Source organism: Stenotrophomonas sp. SBJS02 (assembly GCF_020428325.2).
GTDB lineage: Bacteria > Pseudomonadota > Gammaproteobacteria > Xanthomonadales > Xanthomonadaceae > Stenotrophomonas > Stenotrophomonas africana.
In genome coordinates this window covers 3,754,092-3,775,125 of sequence record NZ_CP109812.1, presented here as the reverse complement: position 1 = coordinate 3,775,125, position 21,034 = coordinate 3,754,092, and the positions used below count along the sequence as shown (strand labels likewise).

At 66.9% G+C, this 21,034-nt stretch carries 16 protein-coding genes; 7 read left to right on the top strand and 9 right to left on the bottom strand.

Going from position 1 to position 21,034, the window contains the following annotated elements; all coding sequences use genetic code 11:
- Positions 1 to 68 precede the first annotated feature (68 nt).
- Together clpB and FQS62_RS17475 are read left to right on the top strand one after the other, a co-directional pair.
- Positions 69 to 2,654 carry an ATP-dependent chaperone ClpB gene (gene clpB, locus FQS62_RS17480; RefSeq protein ID WP_057501267.1) on the top strand — a complete coding sequence of 862 codons (2,586 nt, stop codon included), beginning with the start codon at positions 69 to 71 and terminating at the stop codon, positions 2,652 to 2,654.
- 97 nt (positions 2,655 to 2,751) lie between these two features.
- A complete protein-coding gene (locus FQS62_RS17475; protein WP_226053582.1) occupies positions 2,752 to 3,297 on the top strand; it encodes a hypothetical protein in 546 nt (181 codons plus the stop codon).
- A gap of 40 nt (positions 3,298 to 3,337) precedes the next feature.
- Here the strand turns inward: FQS62_RS17475 and FQS62_RS17470 are convergent, their stop codons facing one another.
- From FQS62_RS17470 to FQS62_RS17460, 3 genes are all read right to left on the bottom strand, one after another.
- Positions 3,338 to 4,138: a MipA/OmpV family protein gene (locus FQS62_RS17470; protein WP_208043148.1), complete on the bottom strand. Its 801-nt coding sequence runs from the start codon at positions 4,136 to 4,138 to the stop codon at positions 3,338 to 3,340.
- 140 nt (positions 4,139 to 4,278) lie between these two features.
- Complete coding sequence (locus tag FQS62_RS17465; protein ID WP_057501269.1) at positions 4,279 to 5,568, bottom strand: ATP-binding protein; 1,290 nt, start codon at positions 5,566 to 5,568, stop codon at positions 4,279 to 4,281.
- Entirely contained in the window at positions 5,565 to 6,302 is a 738-nt protein-coding gene (locus tag FQS62_RS17460) for a winged helix-turn-helix domain-containing protein (protein ID WP_208043147.1), read from the bottom strand. Before FQS62_RS17460 ends, FQS62_RS17465 begins: the two co-directional genes overlap by 4 nt.
- 180 nt (positions 6,303 to 6,482) lie before the next feature.
- On the opposite strand from FQS62_RS17460, the gene FQS62_RS17455 reads away from it, so the two are divergent.
- A complete protein-coding gene (locus FQS62_RS17455) occupies positions 6,483 to 7,769 on the top strand; it encodes an O-acetylhomoserine aminocarboxypropyltransferase/cysteine synthase family protein (protein WP_208043146.1) in 1,287 nt (428 codons plus the stop codon).
- 395 nt (positions 7,770 to 8,164) lie between these two features.
- Here FQS62_RS17455 and ybaL read toward each other — a convergent pair whose 3' ends face one another.
- The 4 genes from ybaL to FQS62_RS17435 form a co-directional block, all read right to left on the bottom strand.
- A complete protein-coding gene (gene ybaL / locus FQS62_RS17450; RefSeq protein ID WP_208043145.1) occupies positions 8,165 to 9,862 on the bottom strand; it encodes a YbaL family putative K(+) efflux transporter in 1,698 nt (565 codons plus the stop codon).
- A gap of 194 nt (positions 9,863 to 10,056) precedes the next feature.
- Positions 10,057 to 10,938: an XVIPCD domain-containing protein gene (locus tag FQS62_RS17445; RefSeq protein ID WP_208043144.1), complete on the bottom strand. Its 882-nt coding sequence runs from the start codon at positions 10,936 to 10,938 to the stop codon at positions 10,057 to 10,059.
- A gap of 9 nt (positions 10,939 to 10,947) precedes the next feature.
- A complete protein-coding gene (locus FQS62_RS17440) occupies positions 10,948 to 11,256 on the bottom strand; it encodes a hypothetical protein (protein ID WP_049445850.1) in 309 nt (102 codons plus the stop codon).
- A gap of 279 nt (positions 11,257 to 11,535) precedes the next feature.
- Entirely contained in the window at positions 11,536 to 13,923 is a 2,388-nt protein-coding gene (locus tag FQS62_RS17435; protein ID WP_208043143.1) for a TonB-dependent receptor plug domain-containing protein, read from the bottom strand.
- Between the two features lie 336 nt (positions 13,924 to 14,259).
- Here FQS62_RS17435 and FQS62_RS17430 point away from each other — a divergent pair, with 336 nt between their 5' ends.
- Positions 14,260 to 16,125, top strand: a complete 1,866-nt coding sequence (locus tag FQS62_RS17430) for an ABC-F family ATP-binding cassette domain-containing protein (RefSeq protein ID WP_154349537.1) — start codon at positions 14,260 to 14,262, stop codon at positions 16,123 to 16,125.
- Positions 16,126 to 16,204: 79 nt separating this feature from the next.
- Here the strand turns inward: FQS62_RS17430 and ampR are convergent, their stop codons facing one another.
- A complete protein-coding gene (gene ampR / locus FQS62_RS17425) occupies positions 16,205 to 17,071 on the bottom strand; it encodes a LysR family transcriptional regulator AmpR (RefSeq protein WP_154349536.1) in 867 nt (288 codons plus the stop codon).
- Positions 17,072 to 17,246: 175 nt separating this feature from the next.
- Here ampR and blaL2 point away from each other — a divergent pair, with 175 nt between their 5' ends.
- The 3 genes from blaL2 to FQS62_RS17410 all read left to right on the top strand — a co-directional run bounded on the left by blaL2 (position 17,247) and on the right by FQS62_RS17410 (position 20,154).
- A complete protein-coding gene (gene blaL2 / locus FQS62_RS17420; protein WP_154349535.1) occupies positions 17,247 to 18,158 on the top strand; it encodes a L2 family extended-spectrum class A beta-lactamase in 912 nt (303 codons plus the stop codon).
- Positions 18,159 to 18,244: 86 nt separating this feature from the next.
- The gene (locus FQS62_RS17415) at positions 18,245 to 19,459 is read left to right on the top strand and encodes a cation:proton antiporter (protein ID WP_208043401.1); all 1,215 of its coding nucleotides are present in this window, start codon (positions 18,245 to 18,247) and stop codon (positions 19,457 to 19,459) included.
- A 53-nt stretch (positions 19,460 to 19,512) separates the two neighbouring features.
- Positions 19,513 to 20,154: a hypothetical protein gene (locus tag FQS62_RS17410; protein ID WP_049444546.1), complete on the top strand. Its 642-nt coding sequence runs from the start codon at positions 19,513 to 19,515 to the stop codon at positions 20,152 to 20,154.
- 49 nt (positions 20,155 to 20,203) lie between these two features.
- On the opposite strand, the gene FQS62_RS17405 is transcribed toward FQS62_RS17410, so the two are convergent.
- Positions 20,204 to 20,947 carry a DUF3011 domain-containing protein gene (locus tag FQS62_RS17405; protein ID WP_208043402.1) on the bottom strand — a complete coding sequence of 248 codons (744 nt, stop codon included), beginning with the start codon at positions 20,945 to 20,947 and terminating at the stop codon, positions 20,204 to 20,206.
- Positions 20,948 to 21,034 lie beyond the last annotated feature (87 nt).

Sequence of the window (21,034 nt, the reverse complement as noted above, 5' to 3'; positions counted from 1 at the left end):
GGTGGGGCAACCGCATCTTTCCAGCATCGCCGGCACGGGCCGGCCCAGATGACCGATGAGGTTTCGCAATGCGGATGGACAAGCTCACCTCGCGTTTCCAGCAGGCGCTGGCAGACGCACAGTCGCTGGCCGTGGGCCGCGACAACAGCATCATCGAACCGGTTCACCTGTTCAGCGCGCTGCTGGACCAGCAGGGCGGCAGCACGCGCCCGTTGCTGGCCCAGGCCGGGGTGAACGTGCCGGTACTGCGCGAGCGCCTGACCGAGGCGCTGGATGCGCTGCCCAAGGTGTCCGGCCAGGCCGGCAATGTGTCGATGGGCAACGACCTCGGCCGCCTGCTCAATCACACTGACAAGCTGGCCCAGCAGAATGGCGATGCCTTCATCGCCAGCGAGTGGTTCGTGCTGGCCGCGCTGGAAGACGGCGGCACGCTGGGCATGGCGCTGCGCGCCGCCGGTGCCGACAAGAGCCGGTTGCAGGCCGCGATCGACAAGCTGCGCGGCGGCGAGAACGTGCAGTCGGAAAACGCTGAGGAACAGCGACAGGCGCTGGAGAAGTACACCATCGACCTGACCGCGCGTGCGGAGAGCGGCAAGCTTGATCCGGTGATCGGCCGTGACGAGGAAATCCGTCGCACCATCCAAGTGCTGCAGCGCCGGACCAAGAACAATCCGGTGCTGATCGGCGAACCCGGCGTGGGCAAGACCGCGATCGTCGAAGGCCTGGCCCAGCGCATCATCAACGACGAAGTGCCCGAAGGCCTGCGCGGCAAGCGTGTGCTGTCGCTGGACATGGGCGCGCTGATTGCCGGCGCCAAGTTCCGCGGTGAATTCGAGGAACGCCTGAAGGGCGTGCTCAACGACCTGGCCAAGAGCGAAGGGCAGATCATCCTGTTCATCGATGAGCTGCACACCATGGTCGGCGCCGGCAAGGCCGACGGTGCGATGGATGCCGGCAACATGCTCAAGCCTGCGTTGGCACGTGGCGAACTGCACTGCGTGGGCGCCACCACGCTGGATGAGTACCGCAAATACATTGAAAAGGACGCTGCGCTGGAGCGCCGCTTCCAGAAGGTGTTCGTGGGTGAGCCGTCGGTGGAGGACACCATCGCGATCCTGCGCGGGCTGAAGGAAAAGTACGCCGTGCACCATGGCGTCGAGATCACCGACCCGGCCATCGTCGCGGCGGCCACGCTGTCCAACCGTTACATCACCGACCGCCAGCTGCCGGACAAGGCCATCGACCTGATGGACGAGGCGGCCTCGCGCCTGCGCATGGAGATCGACTCCAAGCCGGAGGAACTGGACCGCCTGGAACGCCGCGTGATCCAGCTGAAGATCCAGCGCGAGATGCTGAAGAAGGAAAAGGACGAGGCCTCGCGGCAGCGCTTGGCTGATCTGGAAAACGACATCGATGCGCTGGAGCGCGAGTTCTCCGACCTCAATGAAATCTGGAAGTCGGAGAAGGCGGCGCTGCAGGGTGCAACCAAGATCAAGGAGCAGGTCGAGCAGGCCAAGCTGGAGCTGGAATCCGCGCAGCGCCGCCAGGATTTCGCCAAGATGAGCGAGATCCAGTACGGCCTGCTGCCGCAGCTGGAAAAGCAGCTGGCCGCTGCGCAGGAGGCCGAACACAAGGACTTCAAGCTGGTGCAGGACCGGGTTACCGACGAGGAGATCGCCGAGGTCGTTTCGCGCTGGACCGGTATTCCGGTCAACAAGATGCTCGAAGGTGAGCGCGACAAGCTGCTGCGGATGGAAGAGGTGCTGCACAACCGGGTGGTCGGCCAGGAGGAAGCGATCAAGGTCGTCTCCGATGCGGTGCGTCGTTCGCGTGCGGGCCTGTCCGATCCGAATCGTCCGGCCGGCTCGTTCCTGTTCCTCGGCCCGACCGGCGTCGGCAAGACCGAGCTGTGCAAGTCGCTGGCCGAGTTCCTGTTCGACAGCGCCGATGCGATGATCCGCATCGACATGAGCGAATTCATGGAGAAGCACAGCGTCGCCCGCCTGATCGGTGCCCCCCCGGGTTACGTTGGCTACGAGGAAGGCGGCTATCTGACCGAGGCCGTGCGTCGCCGTCCGTACTCGCTGATCCTGCTGGACGAAGTGGAGAAGGCGCATCCGGATGTGTTCAACATCCTGCTGCAGGTGCTGGACGATGGCCGCCTGACCGATGGCCAGGGCCGCACCGTGGACTTCCGCAACACCGTCATCGTGATGACCTCGAACCTGGGCTCGCACCAGATCCAGGACATGAGCGCCGACGACAGCCCTGAGGCCTACACGCAGATGAAGGCGGCGGTGATGGGCGTGGTGCAGGCGCACTTCCGTCCGGAGTTCATCAACCGCCTGGATGACATCGTGGTGTTCCACCCGCTGGACAAGCAGCAGATCAAGCAGATCGCGCGCATCCAGATGCGGGGCCTGGAAAAGCGCCTGGCCGAGCGCGGGCTGAAGCTGGAGGTATCCGATGCAGCGTTCGAGCTGCTCGGCAACGTCGGCTTCGATCCGGTGTATGGCGCGCGTCCGTTGAAGCGCGCGATCCAGGCCCAGCTGGAGAATCCGTTGGCGCAGAAGATCCTGTCCGGCGCCTTCGTCAACGGCGACACCATCGAAGTCGGCAACGACGGCGGCCACCTGGTGTTCGCCAAGGCCTGACCCCGCAAGCGCTCCCCTCTTCGAGTGGGGGCGCCATCGCGGGCTTTCCCGGTGCAGAATCGCCTTGTTGCACTTTTGCCCGGACAAGGAGAACCGCATGGATGGCACACGCCTGGCTTCACTCTGCATCGCACTGGCACTCGCTACGTCGGCCACCCATGCCGCCGCTGCGGAGCAGGTGCAGCTGCCGCCGATGAAGGGCTACCACCAGGCCCACCAGAACACCGATGCGCAGGGCAACCGCATCACCGAGTACGTGCCCAACGGGCAGACCGTGCAGGACTGGGCCGACATGGTCACCGTCAACGACGCGCCGAACAGTAGCCACGCAAGCCCGCGCGAGTTCCTCGGCATCATCGAAGCCGGTTGGCGCATTGCCTGCCCCGACGCACAGAGTCACTGGATCCGCGAGGGCGAGGAAGGTGGTCGCCCGTTCGCGTTGCTGATGCTCAGCTGCCCGGAGAACCCGGGCACCGGCAAGCCCGAGTTCACCTGGATCAAGGGCATCCAGGGCATAGAGGGCTTCCACACCGTGCAGAAATCGTTCCGCTCCGAGCCGGAGAAGGATGACGTCGTGCAGTGGATAGGTTGGCTGCGCGAGGTCGAGCTGTGCGGCAGCGGCCAGGCACCGGCCTGCCGCTGACCGCAGGGATCAAAGGCCGCCGAGGGGCGCCCTTCCTGCATCAGAAGCGGTGCGTGTAGCCGCTCATCAGCCCGAACTGGTTGGGCTTCTGCACGATCGGGCTGTCGGCTGCATCGCCGAGCAGGCGCGTGCCCTCGGCCGAGATGTACCAGTTGCCGTTGCGGCCCACGCGGTGGCTCCATTTCAGGCCGAGACCGGCACTGACCAGGCCGGCCTTCGGCTTGTGCTCGGCAAAGCCGGTGCGCGCGGCCTGTTCCGGGCTGACGCCGTACCAGGTCTGCATGTAGCCACGGTTGCCGTAGTCGGTGGAGACGCTGCCGCTGACCACGCCGCCGGCCAGGTCGAACAGCGGCATGCTCAGGTTCAAGTGGATCTGTTGGGTGGCCAGGCCGTTTTCGGCCTTGTCCTCGTCCTTGCGGGTGAACTGCCAGGAGCCGCTCAGCACGGCTTCGCCCAGCGTATAACCAGCCGAGACACCGACCAGGGGACGGGAATCGATATCGCCCATGCCGCGCAGGAAGTCGGAACCACCGAGCAGCGAATCCTTGTCCTTGCGGATGCCGCTGGCACCGACATAGGCCCGCACGCGGGTGTGCTCGCCGATGGACGTGCCCCAGCCGATGCCACTGGTGCCCAGAAACCAGCCACCCGGCGAGGTGACATCGAAGGACAGCATGGGCGACGCCTGATACTCCTTGCTGCCGCTGTAGCGAGGGGTCGCACCGGCACCGGCGGCGACTTCGAAGGTCCAGTGGTCATCCTTGGCGTGGGCGATCGGGGCGGCCAACAGCGGCAGCAGGGCCAGGCAGAGCAGGGTGGGGGAACGGCGAAGCTGGGACATGGAAACTCTCGACAATGGGAGGAAAGCAGCGCTCGCATCCGGCGAGTGCTGCAGGGTCGTTAGCGTGGCGATACGCCGGCGACCGATCCGTCCGCAGTTGTGCGGGAGTTGTAATCAACTGTAATCGCGCCCGTGGGCGTTCAGCTGGCAGCCAGCGGCCAGTGCATTTCCAGGCGCGCGCCACCCAGCGTGGCGCGGCTGATGCGCAGTTCGCCACCGTGGCGGGCCGCAATGCGGTTGACGATGGCCAGGCCCAGGCCGAAGCCGCCGGTGTCACGGCTGCGGCTGTCGTCCAGGCGGGTGAACGGACGCATCACCTTCTCGCGATCGGCTTCGGCGATGCCGGGGCCGTCGTCGTCCACGCGCAGGCAGGCGCGACCGCCAGCACCGACCAGCGAGACTTCCACCTGCGAATGCGCGTGGCGCAGCGCATTGCCCACCAGATTGCTGAGTGCCAGTTGCAGCAGGCGCGGCTCGGCATCCACCCGTGGCAACGCACTGGGCTGCACGCGCAGGACCACGCCGGCACGTTCGGCATCACGGCGCACATCGGCCAGGCAGGCCTGCAGCCAGTCGTTGGCTTCGATGCGCTGCATCGGCTCGCCTTCGCTGGGATGCTCCAGACGTTCATACGCCAGCAGTTCGCTGACCAGCCGGTTGAGTTCGGCCAGGTCGCCGTGCAGCCCCTGTGCCAGCCGTGCCCGGCGTTCGCGATCGTCGCTGTCCTGCATCAGGTCCAGGCCGAAGGCCACGCGCGCGATGGGTGTGCGCAGTTCGTGCGAAATGGCATGGGTGAGATCGCGCTGGCGCTGCACCAACTCGGCCACGCGCGCGGCCATGCGGTTGGAATGGTCGACGATCACCCGGATCTGCGAGCGTGGCGAAACCTGCGCGCGCGCCTGCAGATCGCCCGAACCGATGCGGTCGGCGTGCCGGCGCAGCGCTTCCAGGTCGCGCCAGAGCAGGCGTACCCAGGCATACAGGCTGGCGCCGACCAGCAGCAGGATGCTGAGGTAGGCCGCGATGGTCATGTACGTGGTCATCTGCACAGCGCCAGGCAGGCGCAGTTGCAGCCAGCGACCGCCGACGCCTTCGATGGGCAGCAGGACCTGCTGGTACTGATCGCGCACGATGAAGCCATCAGCCTTTACGGCCGCCTGTTCCTGCGGGGCGAGTGCCGGAGGCGTGTCGAACAGGGTCAATGCGATGCCATAGTGCGGCTGCCACTGCTGCAGGCGCTCACGCTGCTGACCGGCATCCAGGCCAGCCAGGCCACTGCGCAGGGCGTACACCTGTCCGCGGACCTGCTGGACGAAAACGCGATCCTGCACGGGCGTGTAGATGCCGTCCAGGATGTGGTTGAGGAAGAACACCGACACCAGGAAGCAGGCACCGGTGACGAACCACAACCACAGGAACAGCCGCTTCATGCCGTCCAGGCCGACGGGTTGAACTGGTAGCCACGACCCCACACGGTCTTGATCCGCCGCGGTTCGCGCGCGTCATCGCCCAGCTTGCGGCGCAGCTTGCCGATGCTGACATCGACGCTGCGGTCCAGCCCGTCGAAGCCGATGCCGCGCACCGCCTGCAGGATCTGGTCGCGCGAGAGGATCTGCCCAGGCTGGCTGGCCAGCAGCCACAGGATCTCGAATTCGGTGGTGCCCATGTCCACCGACTGTCCATGCAGGTGCACCTCGCGTTGCATGCGGTCGATCAGCAGTTCGCCGTGCATCAGGCGGCAGGGTGTGCCGGTGTTGCTGCTGCCATGGCGACGGCGAAGCAGCGCGCGCAGGCGGGCCAGCAGCAGGCGCGGCTCGATCGGCTTGTGCACATAGTCGTCGGCGCCCGATTCCAGGCCCAGCACCTGCTCGATGTCGTCCTCGCAGGCGGTCAGCATCAGGATCGGCACATCGGAGAAACTGCGGATCTGCCGGCATACGTCGATGCCACCGAGGCCGGGCAGCATCAGGTCCAGCACCACCAGCTCGGGCGCATGCTGGCGGCAGGCGGCGCCGGCGAGGTCGCCACGCGCGACGTGCTGCACGGCGAAGCCATGTTCGTGGAGGTAATCGCTGACCAGCTCGGCCAGGCGACGGTCGTCCTCCACCAGCAGTACCGACGTGGGCGCACTGCTGGGGGTGGGGGTCCAGGGGGATGGCTGCATGCGTGGGGCCTCCGTGCCCGGGCAGGAGCGCCCGGCGGCGAAGCCTAGCAACGGCCCATGACGGCTGCCTGAATCGCGGCCAACGTGATAACCGGCGGTACGGGCGTCATCGCCAGTGGCTTTCAGCGGGCGCCCCCGGCTGTCCTATGGTGGCGGTTTCCCCGGATGGAGCCTGGTGCAATGAGCGATCCGCAGTGGCAACTGGAAACCCTGGCCGTGCACGGTGGCTACCGTCCCGACCCAACCACCCGGGCGGTGGCTGTGCCGATCTACCAGACGGTGGCGTATGCCTTCGATGATACCCAGCACGGCGCCGACCTGTTCGATCTGAAGGTACCGGGCAACATCTATACGCGCATCATGAACCCCACCACCGATGTACTGGAGCAGCGCCTGGCCGCGCTGGAAGGCGGCATCGGTGCACTGGCGCTGGCCTCGGGGCAGGCCGCGATCACGTATGCCATCCAGACCATCGCCGAGGCCGGTGACAACATCGTCGCCTCCAGCGCGCTGTATGGCGGCAGCCTCAACCTGCTGGCGCACACGTTGCCGCAGTACGGCATCCAGGCGCGCTTCGCCGACCCCGCAGATCCATCCGCGTTCGCCGACCTGATCGACGAACGCACCAAGGCGGTGTTCGTCGAATCGATCGGCAACCCGCGCGGCAACGTCACCGACATCGCTGCGATTGCGGAGGTCGCACATGCCGCTGGCGTGCCGCTGATCGTCGACAACACCGTGGCCACGCCGTTCCTGCTGCGCCCGTTCGAGCACGGCGCCGACATCGTGGTGCATTCGCTGACCAAGTACCTGGGCGGCCACGGCACCAGCCTGGGCGGTGCGATCATCGACTCCGGCCGCTTCGACTGGGCGGCGCAGCCCAAGCGCTTCGCTCGCCTCAACCAGCCCGACCCGAGTTATCACGGCGTGGTCTACACCGAAGCGCTGGGGCCGGCCGCCTACATCGGCCGCGCGCGGGTGGTGCCGCTGCGCAATACCGGCGCTGCGTTGTCGCCGTTCAATGCGTTCCTGATCCTGCAGGGCATCGAGACCCTGGCGCTGCGCATGGAGCGCATCAATGCCAATGCGCTGGCCGTTGCGCAGTACCTGAAGGCGCACGACAAGGTCGCCTGGGTGCGTTACGCGGGACTGGCCGACGACCCCGAGCATGCCGCCGCGCAGCGCTATCTGCGTGGACACGGCTCGGGTGTACTGACCTTCGGCCTGCCGGGCGGCCGTGAAGCAGGCGCGCGCTTCCTCGATGCGCTGAAATTGTTCACCCGCCTGGTCAACCTGGGGGATGCGAAGTCACTGGCCACCCATCCTGCCTCGACCACGCATCGCCAGCTGGATGCAGCGGAGCTGGCCAAGGCCGGTGTCAGCGAGGACACCGTTCGCCTGTCGATCGGCATCGAGCACATCGGCGACCTGCGTGCCGACCTGGAACAGGCCTTGGCCGCCGCCTGATAGCCGCGCGCTTGGTAAATATCGCCATATGCGATCACCACCGGCCACGCGATGCGCTACGGTGGAACTGCCTCTCCAAGGCAGTGGCAACGTGGCGATCCAGATCCCCGGTCGATGCGGGTCGACCGGGGATTCTTTTGTGCCGCCGTGTCGACCAAGGTCGACACCCACCAGAGCAGAACGCCGTTCCGGCAGACCGCGGGAAATTGTCGAAGGCGGGGTGGGTCCGGTTGCGGGGGCGTGAGCCGCATGGATGCGGCGACCGAGCGTACATGGACGTACTTGCAGCGTCCCCCGCAACCGGACCCACCCCGCCATCCCACGCAATGCCAGCTTTTGCCGCTGCCGTTGTTTCGGCAGGTGCAGGGCTGCAAGCCCTGCCGCACGCACACCCCTCACACCACCGGAATGCTGTGCTGCCCCAGATTCCGGTACGGCGGCGTGGACATCACCATCTCCGCCAGCGAATACGCCAGCTCACGTTCGGCCATCACCGTGCCATCGGCGCCGTGCTCCAGCAGATGCTTCACTTCCGCATCGCTGTGCGCGCGCGCCAGCAGGGTCAGGTCCGGGTTGATCGCCCGCAGCTTGGCCAGCGCCTCACCGGCTTCCAGCGGCTGCGGAATGGCCAGCACCGCGATCTTCGCCCGCTCCGGGTGGGCCTCAGCCAGCACCCGGTCGGCAGCGGCACTGCCACGGATCGCCGCCAGGCCCTTGGCGTGCGCCTGTTCCACATGTTCCTTGTTGTCATCGATCACCAGCACCGGCACGCCGCGATCACGCAGCACCTGTGCCAGCTCGCTGCCGACCCGGCCATAGCCGATCACGATCGCGTGCCCGTTCAGATCACGCGATGGACCGATCGCCTCTTCCGGCTCGGCCGGCTGCGGCTGCTGTTCCTGCTTGGCCTGCCAACGATCCAGCAGCCCGAATACCAGCGGGTTGAGCATGATCGACACCAGCGCGCCGGCCAGTACCAGCGACTGGCCTTCCTTCGGCAGGATCTGCAGCGCCACGCCAAGGCCGGCGATGATGAAGGCGAACTCGCCGATCTGCGCCAGGCTGGCCGAGATGGTCAGCGCGGTGCTGGTCGGGTGGCCGAATGCGCGCACGATGAAGAACGCCGCGGCCGACTTGCCAAACATGATGATCAGCACCGTGGCCAGCACCTGCCACGGGTGCTGGATGAGGATGTTCGGGTCGAACAGCATGCCGACCGACACGAAGAACAGCACCGCGAATGCATCGCGCAGTGGCAGCGAATCGGTTGCGGCCTTGTGGCTCAGCTCCGATTCGTTGAGCAGCATGCCGGCGAAGAACGCGCCCAGCGCGAACGAGACGCCGAACAACATGGCCGAGCCGAACGCCACGCCCAGCGCGATCGCCAGCACCGACAGCGTGAACAGTTCGCGCGAACCGGTGCCGGCAATGCGTTCGAGGATCCACGGAATGACCCGGCGCCCGACCACCAGCATCACCGCCACGAACAGGCCCAGCTGCACGAAGGTCCAGCCGATGTCGGCCAGCACGCTGCCCAGCGAGTGCGATTCCTTGGCCGCGTCGGGGCCGAACACACCGGCCATCACCGGCATCATCACCAGTGCCAGCACGCAGGCCAGGTCTTCCACGATCAGCCAGCCGACAGCGATCTTGCCGCGCATCGTCTCCAGCAGGCGGCGTTCTTCCATTGCCCGCAGCAGCACGACGGTACTGGCGGTGGCCAGCGAGAAACCGAAGATGACGCCATGGATGGCCGGCCAGCCCATCAGCGATGCCACGCCCCAGCCGAGCAGGGTCGCAACCGCGATCTGGCCGATGGCACCGGGAATGGCGATGGCCTTGACCGCCATCAGGTCCTTCAGCGAGAAGTGCAGGCCGACGCCGAACATCAGCAGCATCACGCCCAGCTCGGCCAGCTGGTTGGCCAGCGCCTGGTCGGCGACGAAGCCGGGGGTGAACGGACCTACGCAGATGCCAGCAACCAGGTAACCGACCAAGGGAGACAAGCGGAGCTTGTTGGCCAGCGCGCCGAAGATGAAGGCGAGCCCCAGGCCAACGGCAACGATGTTGATCAGGTCGGTGTCATGGTGCATCGGCACTCGCAGGAAATCGGGGGGATGCCCGATTTTCACCGATGCGGCCACATACGGCAAACCCGGCCAGCGTATCGGATCGTTGCGTGGGCGGCTTGTACGGGCGAGATATCAAGCTTTGTTGAGAGATGGCAGGCCCTGACGGGCCGAATGGTGCCTACCTATGGGGGGGCTCCAGGCGTAGCCGTCGACGATCACACCATCTGCCGGCGCTGGGTCTCTTCCAGGGCAGGCTCGGCCTGCTGCGGCGAGGCGGCCAACTGCTTGTCCAACTGATGAAGCTGCCGCAGCGACTCCGCAACGGGTGGCTGAAGGGCCGCTTCAATGTGGATGTGGGCACGCAGATGGCCCGGGTCATCCAAGGCTCCCTGAATGACGAAGATGTTCTCCGGCCGTGGGGGCTGACCAGTCGGCAAGCCCAATACCACATGGTCGATCCGTTCCAGACCTTGTGCCCGGGCAAGTTGGGTGAGGCTGGCCGCCATGCGTTGGCTGGATTCATCAGATGCGCGACCCAGCGATGCGTCCAGCGCATGGACGCCGGCGAGTGCCTGCTGGTGAAGCGATGCCGAGGCATCGCTCAGCGATGGGATGCTGGTTTCCGGCCGTTCGGTTGCCGGTTGCGGCTGCGAAGGACTCGTGGGCCGCACGCGCTCTGCCTTGCGAATGGACTCGATCAGCTCCCGCGGCGTATCGGTGAACAGCAGTTCGCCTGCATCCAGGGACTGCCCAGTAACCTTGTTCACGGTACTGGTCGCCCACGATGCGCAGGTATTGCCATATGACCAGGTGACATTTTCGCCCAAGGCCTGGTCAAGTCGCTTGACCTGCTCGGGAGTCAATTCGTAATAGCGTGAGGCCGAAGGTGTGGCCCGGGCTTCCATGCCTTCGCGGATGTCCGAACCTGGGCCATTGTCCTCAACGAGTGGATGGTTGTCTGGCCACAGGCCATGGAACGTCGTATGGCCGTTTCGCGTCACCGAGATCCAGGCGTGGCCGTCCACGAACTGATTGAACGACCCCTGTGTATTGGGGTCTACGTGACTGTGGATGCCGAGGACGACCTTGTCGCTCATGGGATGCTCTTACGGAAAAATCTGTGTTTCGCCATCGGCGAACAGCATCACCACGCGCGGCGCCATCAAGGGAATTTCCTGACGGGCCGGGCCAGCAGGTCCGGGCTTCACGTCGCGCCGCAGCATGGTTGTGCATTGGCCGGATATGGGGCAGCGATCAACAACGACTTTCATGGTGCCCCCTTCCACCACATAGCTCATCCCTGCCGCGTAATACATGCTTTCCATCGGTTCATTGAACTGGACCTGGAGCTTCGACGCGGAGAGCTGGGTGACGACGATCGGCTCAAGGCTCGATTTGGAATAGCTGGGTTTCACGTGATCTCCTGAACACCCTGACAGGGGGGCCGCCAGCGCAATCCACGCGAGCGCAGCGTACACATGGCGGCGAGTGATGCAGGCTCTCGTCACGGAGCGGCTCCTTCGTTGGTCCGCTGATTATGCACGGGGCGACCTATGAGGCGCGTGCAACAGAGCACAGCTTGGAAACCGGGTGGGGAGCCGGCGCGGTATGCGTTCACGACCGCGCCCGCCGGGCGGAATGCCGGCGGGCGTGTGGAGCAGCGGCCGGGCAGGGCCCAGCACGCCCGTTACCGCTTACCAGGTGTACTTGATGCGGCCGTAGACATACGCGCCGTTGAAGCCGAACGGCGAGTAGTTGCTGTAGGGCAGCATGCCGAAGGTCGAGTTTTGCAGGTCTTCGGTGCGGTCGGGGTACTTGTCCAGCAGGTTGTCGGCGCCCACGGTCAGGGTCCAGTTGCTGCTCGGCTTGTAGCTGGCCGAGGCATCCACCACCCAGGCGTCGCCGTAGGTCTGGTCGCGCAGCGCGGTGGCCGAGTTGCGCACGGTGAACCTGCCGTAGCGGGTCGCGGCCAGGCCCAGTTCCCAGTGGTCCGAACGCCAGGTGCCGCTCAGGATCGCCTTGTCGCGCGGGTAGCTGTCCTCGATGCGGCCAATTTCATCGCGACCGATCAGCGACTGGGTCAGGCCCAGCGTGCCGAACACCGGCGGGGTGCCACCGACGCGGCGCACTTCGGTGTCGTTGTAGCTGTATGCAGCGGTCAGCTCCAGGCTGCTGGCGTTGAACGGCACCGTGTAGCTGGACACGAAGTCGACGCCACGAGTGCGCGTATCCAGGCCGTTGGTGAAGTAGGAGAACGCGGTCACCTGCGGCAGGCCGAGGGTGCCCAGCAGCGCGCTGGTGGCGGCATTGGTGGTGATGCTGGACGACAGCGCGATGCGGTCATCAATGTCGATCTGGTACGCGTCGACGGTGATGTACAGGCGGTCGACCGGCTGCAGCACCAGGCCCAGGCTGTAGGAGGTGGAGGTCTCGGCCTTCAGCGGCGAGGCGCCCAGCGCCTGCGCCGCCGGGCTGGTGGTCGGGAAGGTGCCGCGCTCGACGAATACGCCATTGAGGAACTGGCTGGTGACCGCCTGGTAGCCCTGCTGCGCCAGCGAGGGCGCGCGGAAGCCGCTGGAGGCGGTGGCCCGCAGCGCGACCTTGTCGGTGAATGCATAGCGCGCCGAAAGCTTGCCGGAGAAGCGGTCGCCGAAGTCCGAGTAGTCCTCGTAGCGGCCGGTGATGCCGGCCGAGAACTTCTCGGTCAGGTCCGCTTCCAGGCCGGCGTAGACCGCGTAGTTGTGGCGGTCGGCATGCACTTCATTGGTCGGGGTGAAGCCCGCGAAGCCCTGCGCACCGCTGCCGGTGTACGAGTTCAGTTCGCCCGGGTTCTGGTCCCACTTTTCCTTGCGGTACTCACCGCCGAAGGACAGCGTGACCGGGTAGGCCAGGCCCCAGTCCAGCGACTTGGTCAGGTCGGCATTGAAGATGTCCTGCTGGTACTTCAGCGTGCCGTCGTAGAACGAGCGCGGGCTGCTGGCGCCGAGGCTGTAGTTGATGCTGTTGCGGGTGTGGAAGTCGAGGGTGTTCTCGCCGTGGTTCAGGCTCAGGTCCCAGGTCCAGCCGTTGTCGGTGTTGCCCTTGACGCCGGCCACCAGCGAGCGGTCCTTGGAGTACTGGTTGATCTCCGGCACGAAGCCGTCCGGGTAGGTCTGCGCCAGCAGCGCGGTCTGCCCGTTGTGGTTGCGCGAGCGGTAGAACGCGAACGAGGTGATGTCGCGGTTGCTGAGCAGCGCGCTGGCGTAGCCGGTTACGTGGTCGCTGAAATCGAAGCTGGCGTTGGCCGAGGCGGCGGTGGCATCCACGCGCGGGTCGCCGACGATGAAGGTCTTCTGGCCGATGCTCGGAAAGTTGCCGGTATTCGGCGTGGTGCCGCGGTACGGGCCGGCGCGGTTGCTCTCGTCCTGCTGGCTGATCTGGCCGGCCACATGCACGCGGCCACGGCCATTGCCGAACTCGACGCCGGTATCGCCGGAGAGCTGGTACTTGTTGCCGTCACCGGCCGAGTACTGGCCGTAGTCCACGGCCAGGCTGCCGCCACGGCCGCTGCCCTTGAGCACGATGTTGATGACGCCGGCGATGGCGTCCGAGCCGTACTGCGCCGACGCGCCGTCGCGCAGCACTTCCACGCGCTCGATGGCGGCGATCGGGATCGCGTTGATGTCCACCGCCGATGAGCCACGGCCGATGCTGCCGTTGACGTTGATCATCGCCGAGGTATGGCGGCGCTTGCCGTTGACCAGCACCAGCACCTGGTCCGGCGACAGGCCGCGCAGCTGCGCCGGGCGCACGCCGCTGGTGCCATCGGTCAGGGCCGGGCGCGGGAAGTTCAGCGAGGGCAGCGCGCGCGACAGCGCGGTGGCCAGCTCGCTGGTGCCGGTGGACTGCAGCGCTTCGGGGGTGATGATGTCGATCGGCGACTGCGATTCGGCGACGGTGCGGTCGGCCACGCGGGTGCCGGTGACGATCACCGTGTCCAGGGTGTTGGCGGCGGTGCCAGCCTGCTGGGCAGCGGCAACGAACGGAGAGCCACCGAGTGCGACAGCGACGGCGGCGGCGATCAGGCTGGTCTTGCGGGTCATCGGGATGGGGCTCCGGTTGGCGGGGGCGGCACCGGAATCGACATCACGGGGGTGAGGCGGACGGCGGTTGTTGCGGTGCGCAATACAGGAATTAACGGGATATTCAGCGCCTGTCAAATGCCGGTCATCGGGAAAAACGTTGCAGCAGCAACCATTTAGCCCGAATTGGCACTGGCGGGGGAGGGAGCCCGGGACGCGCGCGGCGAGGACGTGGGAGAGAGGAACGCCGGCCGCCGCGCATCCCGGGACGCGTCAAGTATTCGTTAACGCTAGAATTGCGTCGCAGGAACAGTGCTCACCAGCACATTCCATCTGGTTATATGGACGCCTCCCCCGATGATTTCCCTTCGTAATTTCGCCTTGCGCCGTGGCGAGCGGCTGCTGTTGTCCAATGTCGACCTGACCCTGCACGCCGGTTACCGGGTGGGTGTGGTCGGCCGCAACGGTGCTGGCAAGTCCAGCCTGTTCGCGGCGGTGAAGGGCGAGCTGGAGGCCGACAAGGGCGATGTCGATCTGCCCGGCAAGGTGCGCATCGCCAGCGTGGCCCAGGAAACCCCGTCGCTGCCCGACCCGGCGCTGAGCTTCGTGCTCGGCGGTGACATCGAGGTGGCCGCAGTGCTGGCCGCCGAGGCCGAGGCGACCGCCCGCGAAGACTGGGAGGCCGTGGCCGAGGCGCACACCAAGATGGCCGAGCTCAATGCCTACGACGCCGAAGCGCGCGCCGGCAAGCTGCTGCACGGCCTCGGCTTCCCGGCCGAGACCCATCACCGTGCGGTGTCCTCGTTCTCTGGTGGCTGGCGCGTGCGCCTGAACCTGGCACGCGCGCTGATGATGCCCAGCGACCTGCTGCTGCTGGACGAACCGACCAACCACCTGGACCTGGACGCGGTGTACTGGCTGGAACAGTGGCTGCTGAAGTACCCCGGCACGCTGCTGCTGATCTCGCATGACCGCGAGTTCCTCGACAACGTGGCCACCCACACGCTGCACCTGCACGGTGGCGGCGCCAAGCTCTACCCGGGCGGCTACACCGATTTCGAACGCCAGCGCGCCGAACAGCTGCGCCAGCAGCAGATCGCGCACGAGAAGGAACAGGCCGAGCGCGCCCACCTGCAGAGCTTCATCGACCGATTCAAGGCGCAGGCCAGCAAGGCCGCGCAGGCGCAGAGCCGCATGAAGCGCCTGGCCAAGCTGGCCGGCACGGAAGCGGTGCGCGCCGAGCGCGAGTTCCGCATCGAGTTCGCGCCGCCGGCCAAGCTGCCGTTCTCGCTGATCCGCCTGAATCACGTCGAGGCCGGCTACGGCAAGGACGCGGTGATCCTGCACAACGTCGGCTTCGGCCTGGAAGCGGGCCAGCGGATCGGCCTGCTCGGCCCGAACGGTGCCGGTAAGACCACCCTGGTGAAGACCCTGGTGGGCGAGCTGGCGCCGATCGTTGGCGAGCGCATGGCGCATCCGGACCTGAAGATCGGCTACTTCGCCCAGCACACGGTGGAGTCGCTGCACGAAGGCCAGTCGCCGATGGAGCACTTCCGCGAGATCGCCCCGGACGCACCGAACCAGTCGTTCCGCGATTTCCTCGGCAAGTGGAACTTCCCGGGCGACCGTGCATTCGAGCCGGTGGATGGTTTCTCCGGTGGCGAGCGCGCGCGCCTGGCGCTGGCGCTGATCGCCTGGCAGCAGCCGAACGTGCTGCTGCTGGACGAACCGACCAACCACCTTGACCTGGAAATGCGCGAAGCGCTGGCCGAAGCACTGGCCACCTTCGAGGGCGCGATCGTGATGGTCTCGCATGACCGCCACCTGATCGGTCTGGTCTGCGACACCTACTGGCGCGTGGCCGATGGCGTGGTCGAACCGTTCGATGGTGACCTCGACGCCTACGCCGCGTGGCTGCGCACCCGCCCGCAGGCGCAGGGCACCAAGGCGCGCATGGATCAGGTGGAAGAGCCGGTAGTGGTCAAGACCGCCCCGGTGGCGCAGGTGGTGCAGAAGAAGCCGGTGAACCCGCACAAGCTGGCCGCCGCCGAAGCGAAAGTGGCCGAGCTGGAAGGCGCACTGGCCGAACTGGATCGCCAGCTGGCCGACCCGGCCAACTACGCCGATGCCACCCGCATGGCCGTGATCGGCCGTGACCGCGAAACCGCCGCCGCCCAGCTGGAAAAAGCCGAGGCAGCGTGGATGGAACTGCTGGAGTCCTGATCACGCAAAAAAAGGGGACGGAGGGGATTAAGTCGTTTGTGCCACAAACGACTTAATCCCCTCCGTCCCCTTTTTTTTGTTACGTGCCCTGCGCCTGCAGCCATTCGCGGAACCGCTTGGCCGGCTCGCGCTCGGCACGCGATCGCAGCCGCGTCAGCCAGTAGCGCCCCAGCTCCAGTGTGGTGCTGAACGGCTGCAGCAGGCGACCCTCGGCCAGTTCCTGCTCGAACATGCGCAGCGGCAGCAGCGCCACGCCGGCGCCGCCGACCGCGGCCATCGCCACTGTCAACGACGAATCAAACACCGGTCCGCGGGCTTCCACGCCGCTCACTCCTGCCGCCTGCAGCCAGCGCGGCCACTCGTCGCTGCGGTAGGAGCGCAGCAGCGGCAGCGTGCCCAGGTCGCGCGGCTGCTTCAGCCGCCGCGCCAAGGCCGGTGCGCACAGCGGTGCGAAGGGCGCATCGAGGATCGCGGTGCAGGCCTGGCCCTGCCAGTCGCCATCACCGAAGCGGATCGCCAGGTCCAGGCCCTCGCCGGCCAGATCGATGCGGTTGTTGTGGGTCTGCAGGCGCAGCTCGATGTCCGGGTGCGCGGCCTCGAACGCAGCCAGCCGTGGCAGCAGCCAACCGGTGGCGAAGGTGCCGACCACGCCCAACGTCAGTACTTCACGGGCCGGGCCACCGGTGTAGCGCGCGATGCTGGCCGAGATGCGCTCGAACGATTCATTGAGCACCGGATACAGCGCCGCGCCCTCCTCGGTGAGCGCCACGCCGCGCGGCAGGCGATGGAACAGACGGATGCCGAGCCGGTCCTCCAGCCCGCGGATCTGGTGGCTCAGCGCGGCCTGGCTGACACACAGCTCCAGCGCGGCGCGGGTGAAGTTCTGGTGGCGCGCAGCGGCCTCGAAGGCGCGCAGCGCGTTCAGCGGCAGGGTCGGGTGCAGCATCGGGAAGCCGTGAGCCAGGGTGATGGCTGATCCTACCCTTCAGCGAGGAATTTCGTAAATCTCAACGAGTTGATTACGACAGGCATGAATTAAGTTCATGGCTTCCGCTGATATTTCGCGCTGGTCGGCTCCGGGGGGGGCTTCAATAATCGGGCGGTCCCCAGGAGAACCCCGCATGCTCGCCCGTCGCCGATTCCTGCAGTTCAGTGGTGCCGCTGTTGCTTCCTCGCTTGCCCTGCCGTTGCTGGCCCGTGCGGCGGGCAAGACCACCGCCAGTGCACCGACCGATGCCGCCCTCACGGCCGCCACCGACTTCGCCACGCTGGAAAAGGCCTGTGCCGGCCGCCTCGGCGTGACCCTGCTTGATACCGCCAGCGGCCGCCGCATCGGTCATCGCCAGGACGAGCGTTTCCCGATGTGCAGCACCTTCAAGAGCGTGCTGGCGGCCACCGTGCTCAGCCAGGCCGAGCGCACGCCGGCGTTGCTGGATACGCGCGTGCCGGTGCGCGACGCCGATCTGCTCTCGCACGCACCGGTCACCCGCCGCCATGCAGGCAAGGACATGACGGTGCGCGATCTGTGCCGTGCCACGATCATCACCAGCGACAACACCGCCGCCAACCTGCTGTTCGGCGTGGTCGGTGGCCCGCCCGCAGTGACCGCGTTCCTGCGCGCGAGCGGTGATGCGGTGAGCCGCAGTGACCGCCTGGAGCCGGAACTGAACAGTTTCGCCGAGGGCGATCCACGCGATACCACCACGCCGGCGGCGATGGCCGCGACCCTGCAGCGCGTGGTGCTGGGCGAGGTGCTGCAACCGGCCTCGCGGCAGCAGTTGGCCGACTGGCTGATCGACAATGAAACCGGTGATGCCTGCCTGCGTGCAGGCCTCGGCAAGCGCTGGCGGGTGGGCGACAAGACCGGCAGCAACGGTGAGGACGCGCGCAACGACATCGCCGTGCTGTGGCCGCTGGCCGGCGGCACGCCGTGGGTGCTGACGGCATATCTGCAGGCAGGTGCGATCAGCTACGAGCAACGCGCTACCGTGCTGGCACAGGTGGGGCGCATTGCCGATCGCCTGATCGGATGAGGTAACCGCTGGTCATCCGTAAACGGCTTGCCGGATCGGTTCGGCGCGCGCATCCTGCGCGCGTTCGAACCACACGGAAGTCCCCCATGAGCCATGAACTGATCTACCTGCTGCTGATCTTCGCGCTGCTGGTGATCCCGCGCGCGCTGCAGCGTTTCAGCCTGCCCGCGCCGCTGACCTGCCTGCTGTTCGGCATCATCGGCATGCTCTGGCTGGGCGACCAGGCCCACGATGCGGTGATCGGCCTGCTGGCCACGCTGGGCATTTCCTCGCTGTTCCTGTTCGCCGGCCTGGAAGTGGACTTGCAGGCGCTGCGGCGGGGCATGTGGCCGCTGCTGGCGCATCTGGTGATCCGTACCGGCACGCTGTTCGGTGTGGGCTGGCTGGCCTGGCGCTACGCGGGATTGCCCTGGCAGGCCGCCGGCCTGCTTGCACTGGCGCTGCTGACACCGTCCACCGGTTTCATCATGGATTCGCTGTCGCGGCTGGGCCTGAGCGAGGACGAGCGGTTCTGGGTGACCAGCAAGGCCATCGCCGGCGAACTGCTGGCGCTGGCGGCGTTGTTCGTCGTGCTGCAGGCCGGCGATCCGGGGCATATGGCGCTGTCCAGCCTGGCGCTGCTGGCGATGATGGTCGGCCTGCCGTTGCTGTTCATCGCGCTGGGTCGCTGGGTGGCACCGCATGCGCCCGGCTCGGAGTTCTCGTTGCTGGTGATGGTGGGCATGGTCGCGGCCTACATCACGTACCTGCTGGGCGTGTACTACCTGGTTGGCGCGTTCATCGCCGGCCTGGTCGCGCGCCTGCTGCACCAGCGCATGCCGCTGCTGGCCTCGCATGAGAACCTGCACGCGCTGCGCCTTTTCGCCTCGTTCTTCGTGCCGTTCTATTTCTTCAATGCCGGTACCAAGGTACCCAGCGAAGCACTCAGCTTCGAGGCGCTGGGGCTGGGCATCGTGATCACCCTGGTGGTGCTGCCGTTGCGTATCGGCGTGGTCTGGCTGCAGCGGCGGGTGATGTTCGGCGAGAGCTTCCGCAGCAGCCTGCGGGTCTCGTTGGCGCTGGCACCGACGCTGATCTTCACCCTGGTGCTGGCCGCGATCATGCGCGAGCGCTTCCAGATTCCGGCGGTGCTGTTCGGCGCGCTGCTGCTGTATGCCGCATTGACCACGCTGCTGCCGTCGCTGGTGTTCCGTACCCCGTTCGATGTCGATCCGGTTGAACAGGAGCCGGCAGGCGAGGGCGCGGCCGCGCCGGTGGCGACCACCGAGACGCTGCCGGAACCGCACACCGTCGAACGCTGATCGGTTGCTGCGGGCGGTTTGCGCCCGTCGGCCAGGGCCGTTAGGGTTGGGGCATGAAACTGCCTGCCGTGGTCACCGCTTCCGCCCTCCTGCTCAGCCTCGCTGCCTGTTCGCAGCGCTCCGACACGGTTGCCCATGATCTGGCAACCGCACCGGCCGATGCCTTCATGGCCGCCATCGCCGCGCACTGCGGCCAGGCCTATGCCGGCAAGGTGGTGGAAGACACGCCGGCACCGACCGGCAAGGATCCGTTCGCCGGCCAGCGCCTGGTCATGCACGTGCGTGGCTGTGCCGATCCGGCGCACGAGCTGCGCATCCCGTTCCATGTCGGCAATGACCACTCGCGGACCTGGGTGCTGACCCGCACCGAAACCGGTCTGCGCCTGAAGCACGACCATCGGCATGAAGACGGCAGCCTCGACGCGATCACGCTGTACGGCGGCGACAGCACGCCACCGGGCACCGCCGAGCGCCAGCAGTTCCCGGCCGATGGCGATTCGGTGGCCATGTTCCGTCGTGCCGACATGCTGGCCTCGACCCACAACACGTGGGCGATGGAGATCGATCCCGACCAGACGTTCGTCTATGAGCTGACACGTCCGGATGGCCGCCGCTTCCGCGTGCAGTTCGACCTCAGCAAGCCGGTTGCCCTGCCGCCGCCGCCGTGGGGCGATGACAAACCACCGGCGCCGTGATCCCGGGGTCGGATCCCTCCTGCGGGGGGCTCCGACCCCGACGCTGCACTCACCGCGTGCCGAAGCGCGCGCGACAGCCGTTGCTCACCCATACCTGGCCACGCGAGTAACCCCAGCTGCGGCCTTCCTGGCAGGCACTGCCGGAGAGCTGCTGCTGAAGCACCGGCCGGCCCTGGCGTTCATCCCAGTCGCAGGTCTGGGAGCGATTGTTGTTGCTGCTGCAGGTAACGGAATAATTGCTGTTGCCGCCGCCCCAGCCACCGCCGCCACCGCCCCAGCCGCGGGCTTCGGCGAATTCCGCGCGGCAGCCATTGCTGACCCAGACTGCGCCGTTGCGCACGCCCCAGGTACGGCCCTCATCGCAAGGGCTGCCGGACAGCTGCCGGACCAGGCGGGCATTGCGCCACCCCGCCGGGCAGCTGCGCTCACGGTTGTTCTGGCTCTCGCAGCGGATGGTCTCGCCGGGGCGGCCGTTGTTGCCACCCCAGCCACCGCCGTTGCCGCCGCCCCAGCCACCGCGGGCCTCGACGAACTCGGCGCGGCAACCGTTGGTGACCCAGATGCTGCCATTGCGGCTGCCCCAGGAGCGCCCTTCCTCGCAGGGGCTGCCAGACAACTGGCGGACCAGCTGTGCGCCGCGCCAGCCGGTGTTGCAGACCCGTTCGCGGTTGCTCTGGCTTTCGCAGCGGATCACCCCGTTCTGCGCAGATGCGGACGGGGCGGGCAGGGTCAGGGTGCCCAGGGCACCCAGACTGAGGGTCACGGCCAGGCTGGCCAGGGACAGCGGTTTCATGGCGGCATCCCATACGGTGGCAGGTGCCCGACTATAGGGAGGGGGGCGATCAAGCCGGTGTGACTGGCCGGATTTGCCCCGGCCGGG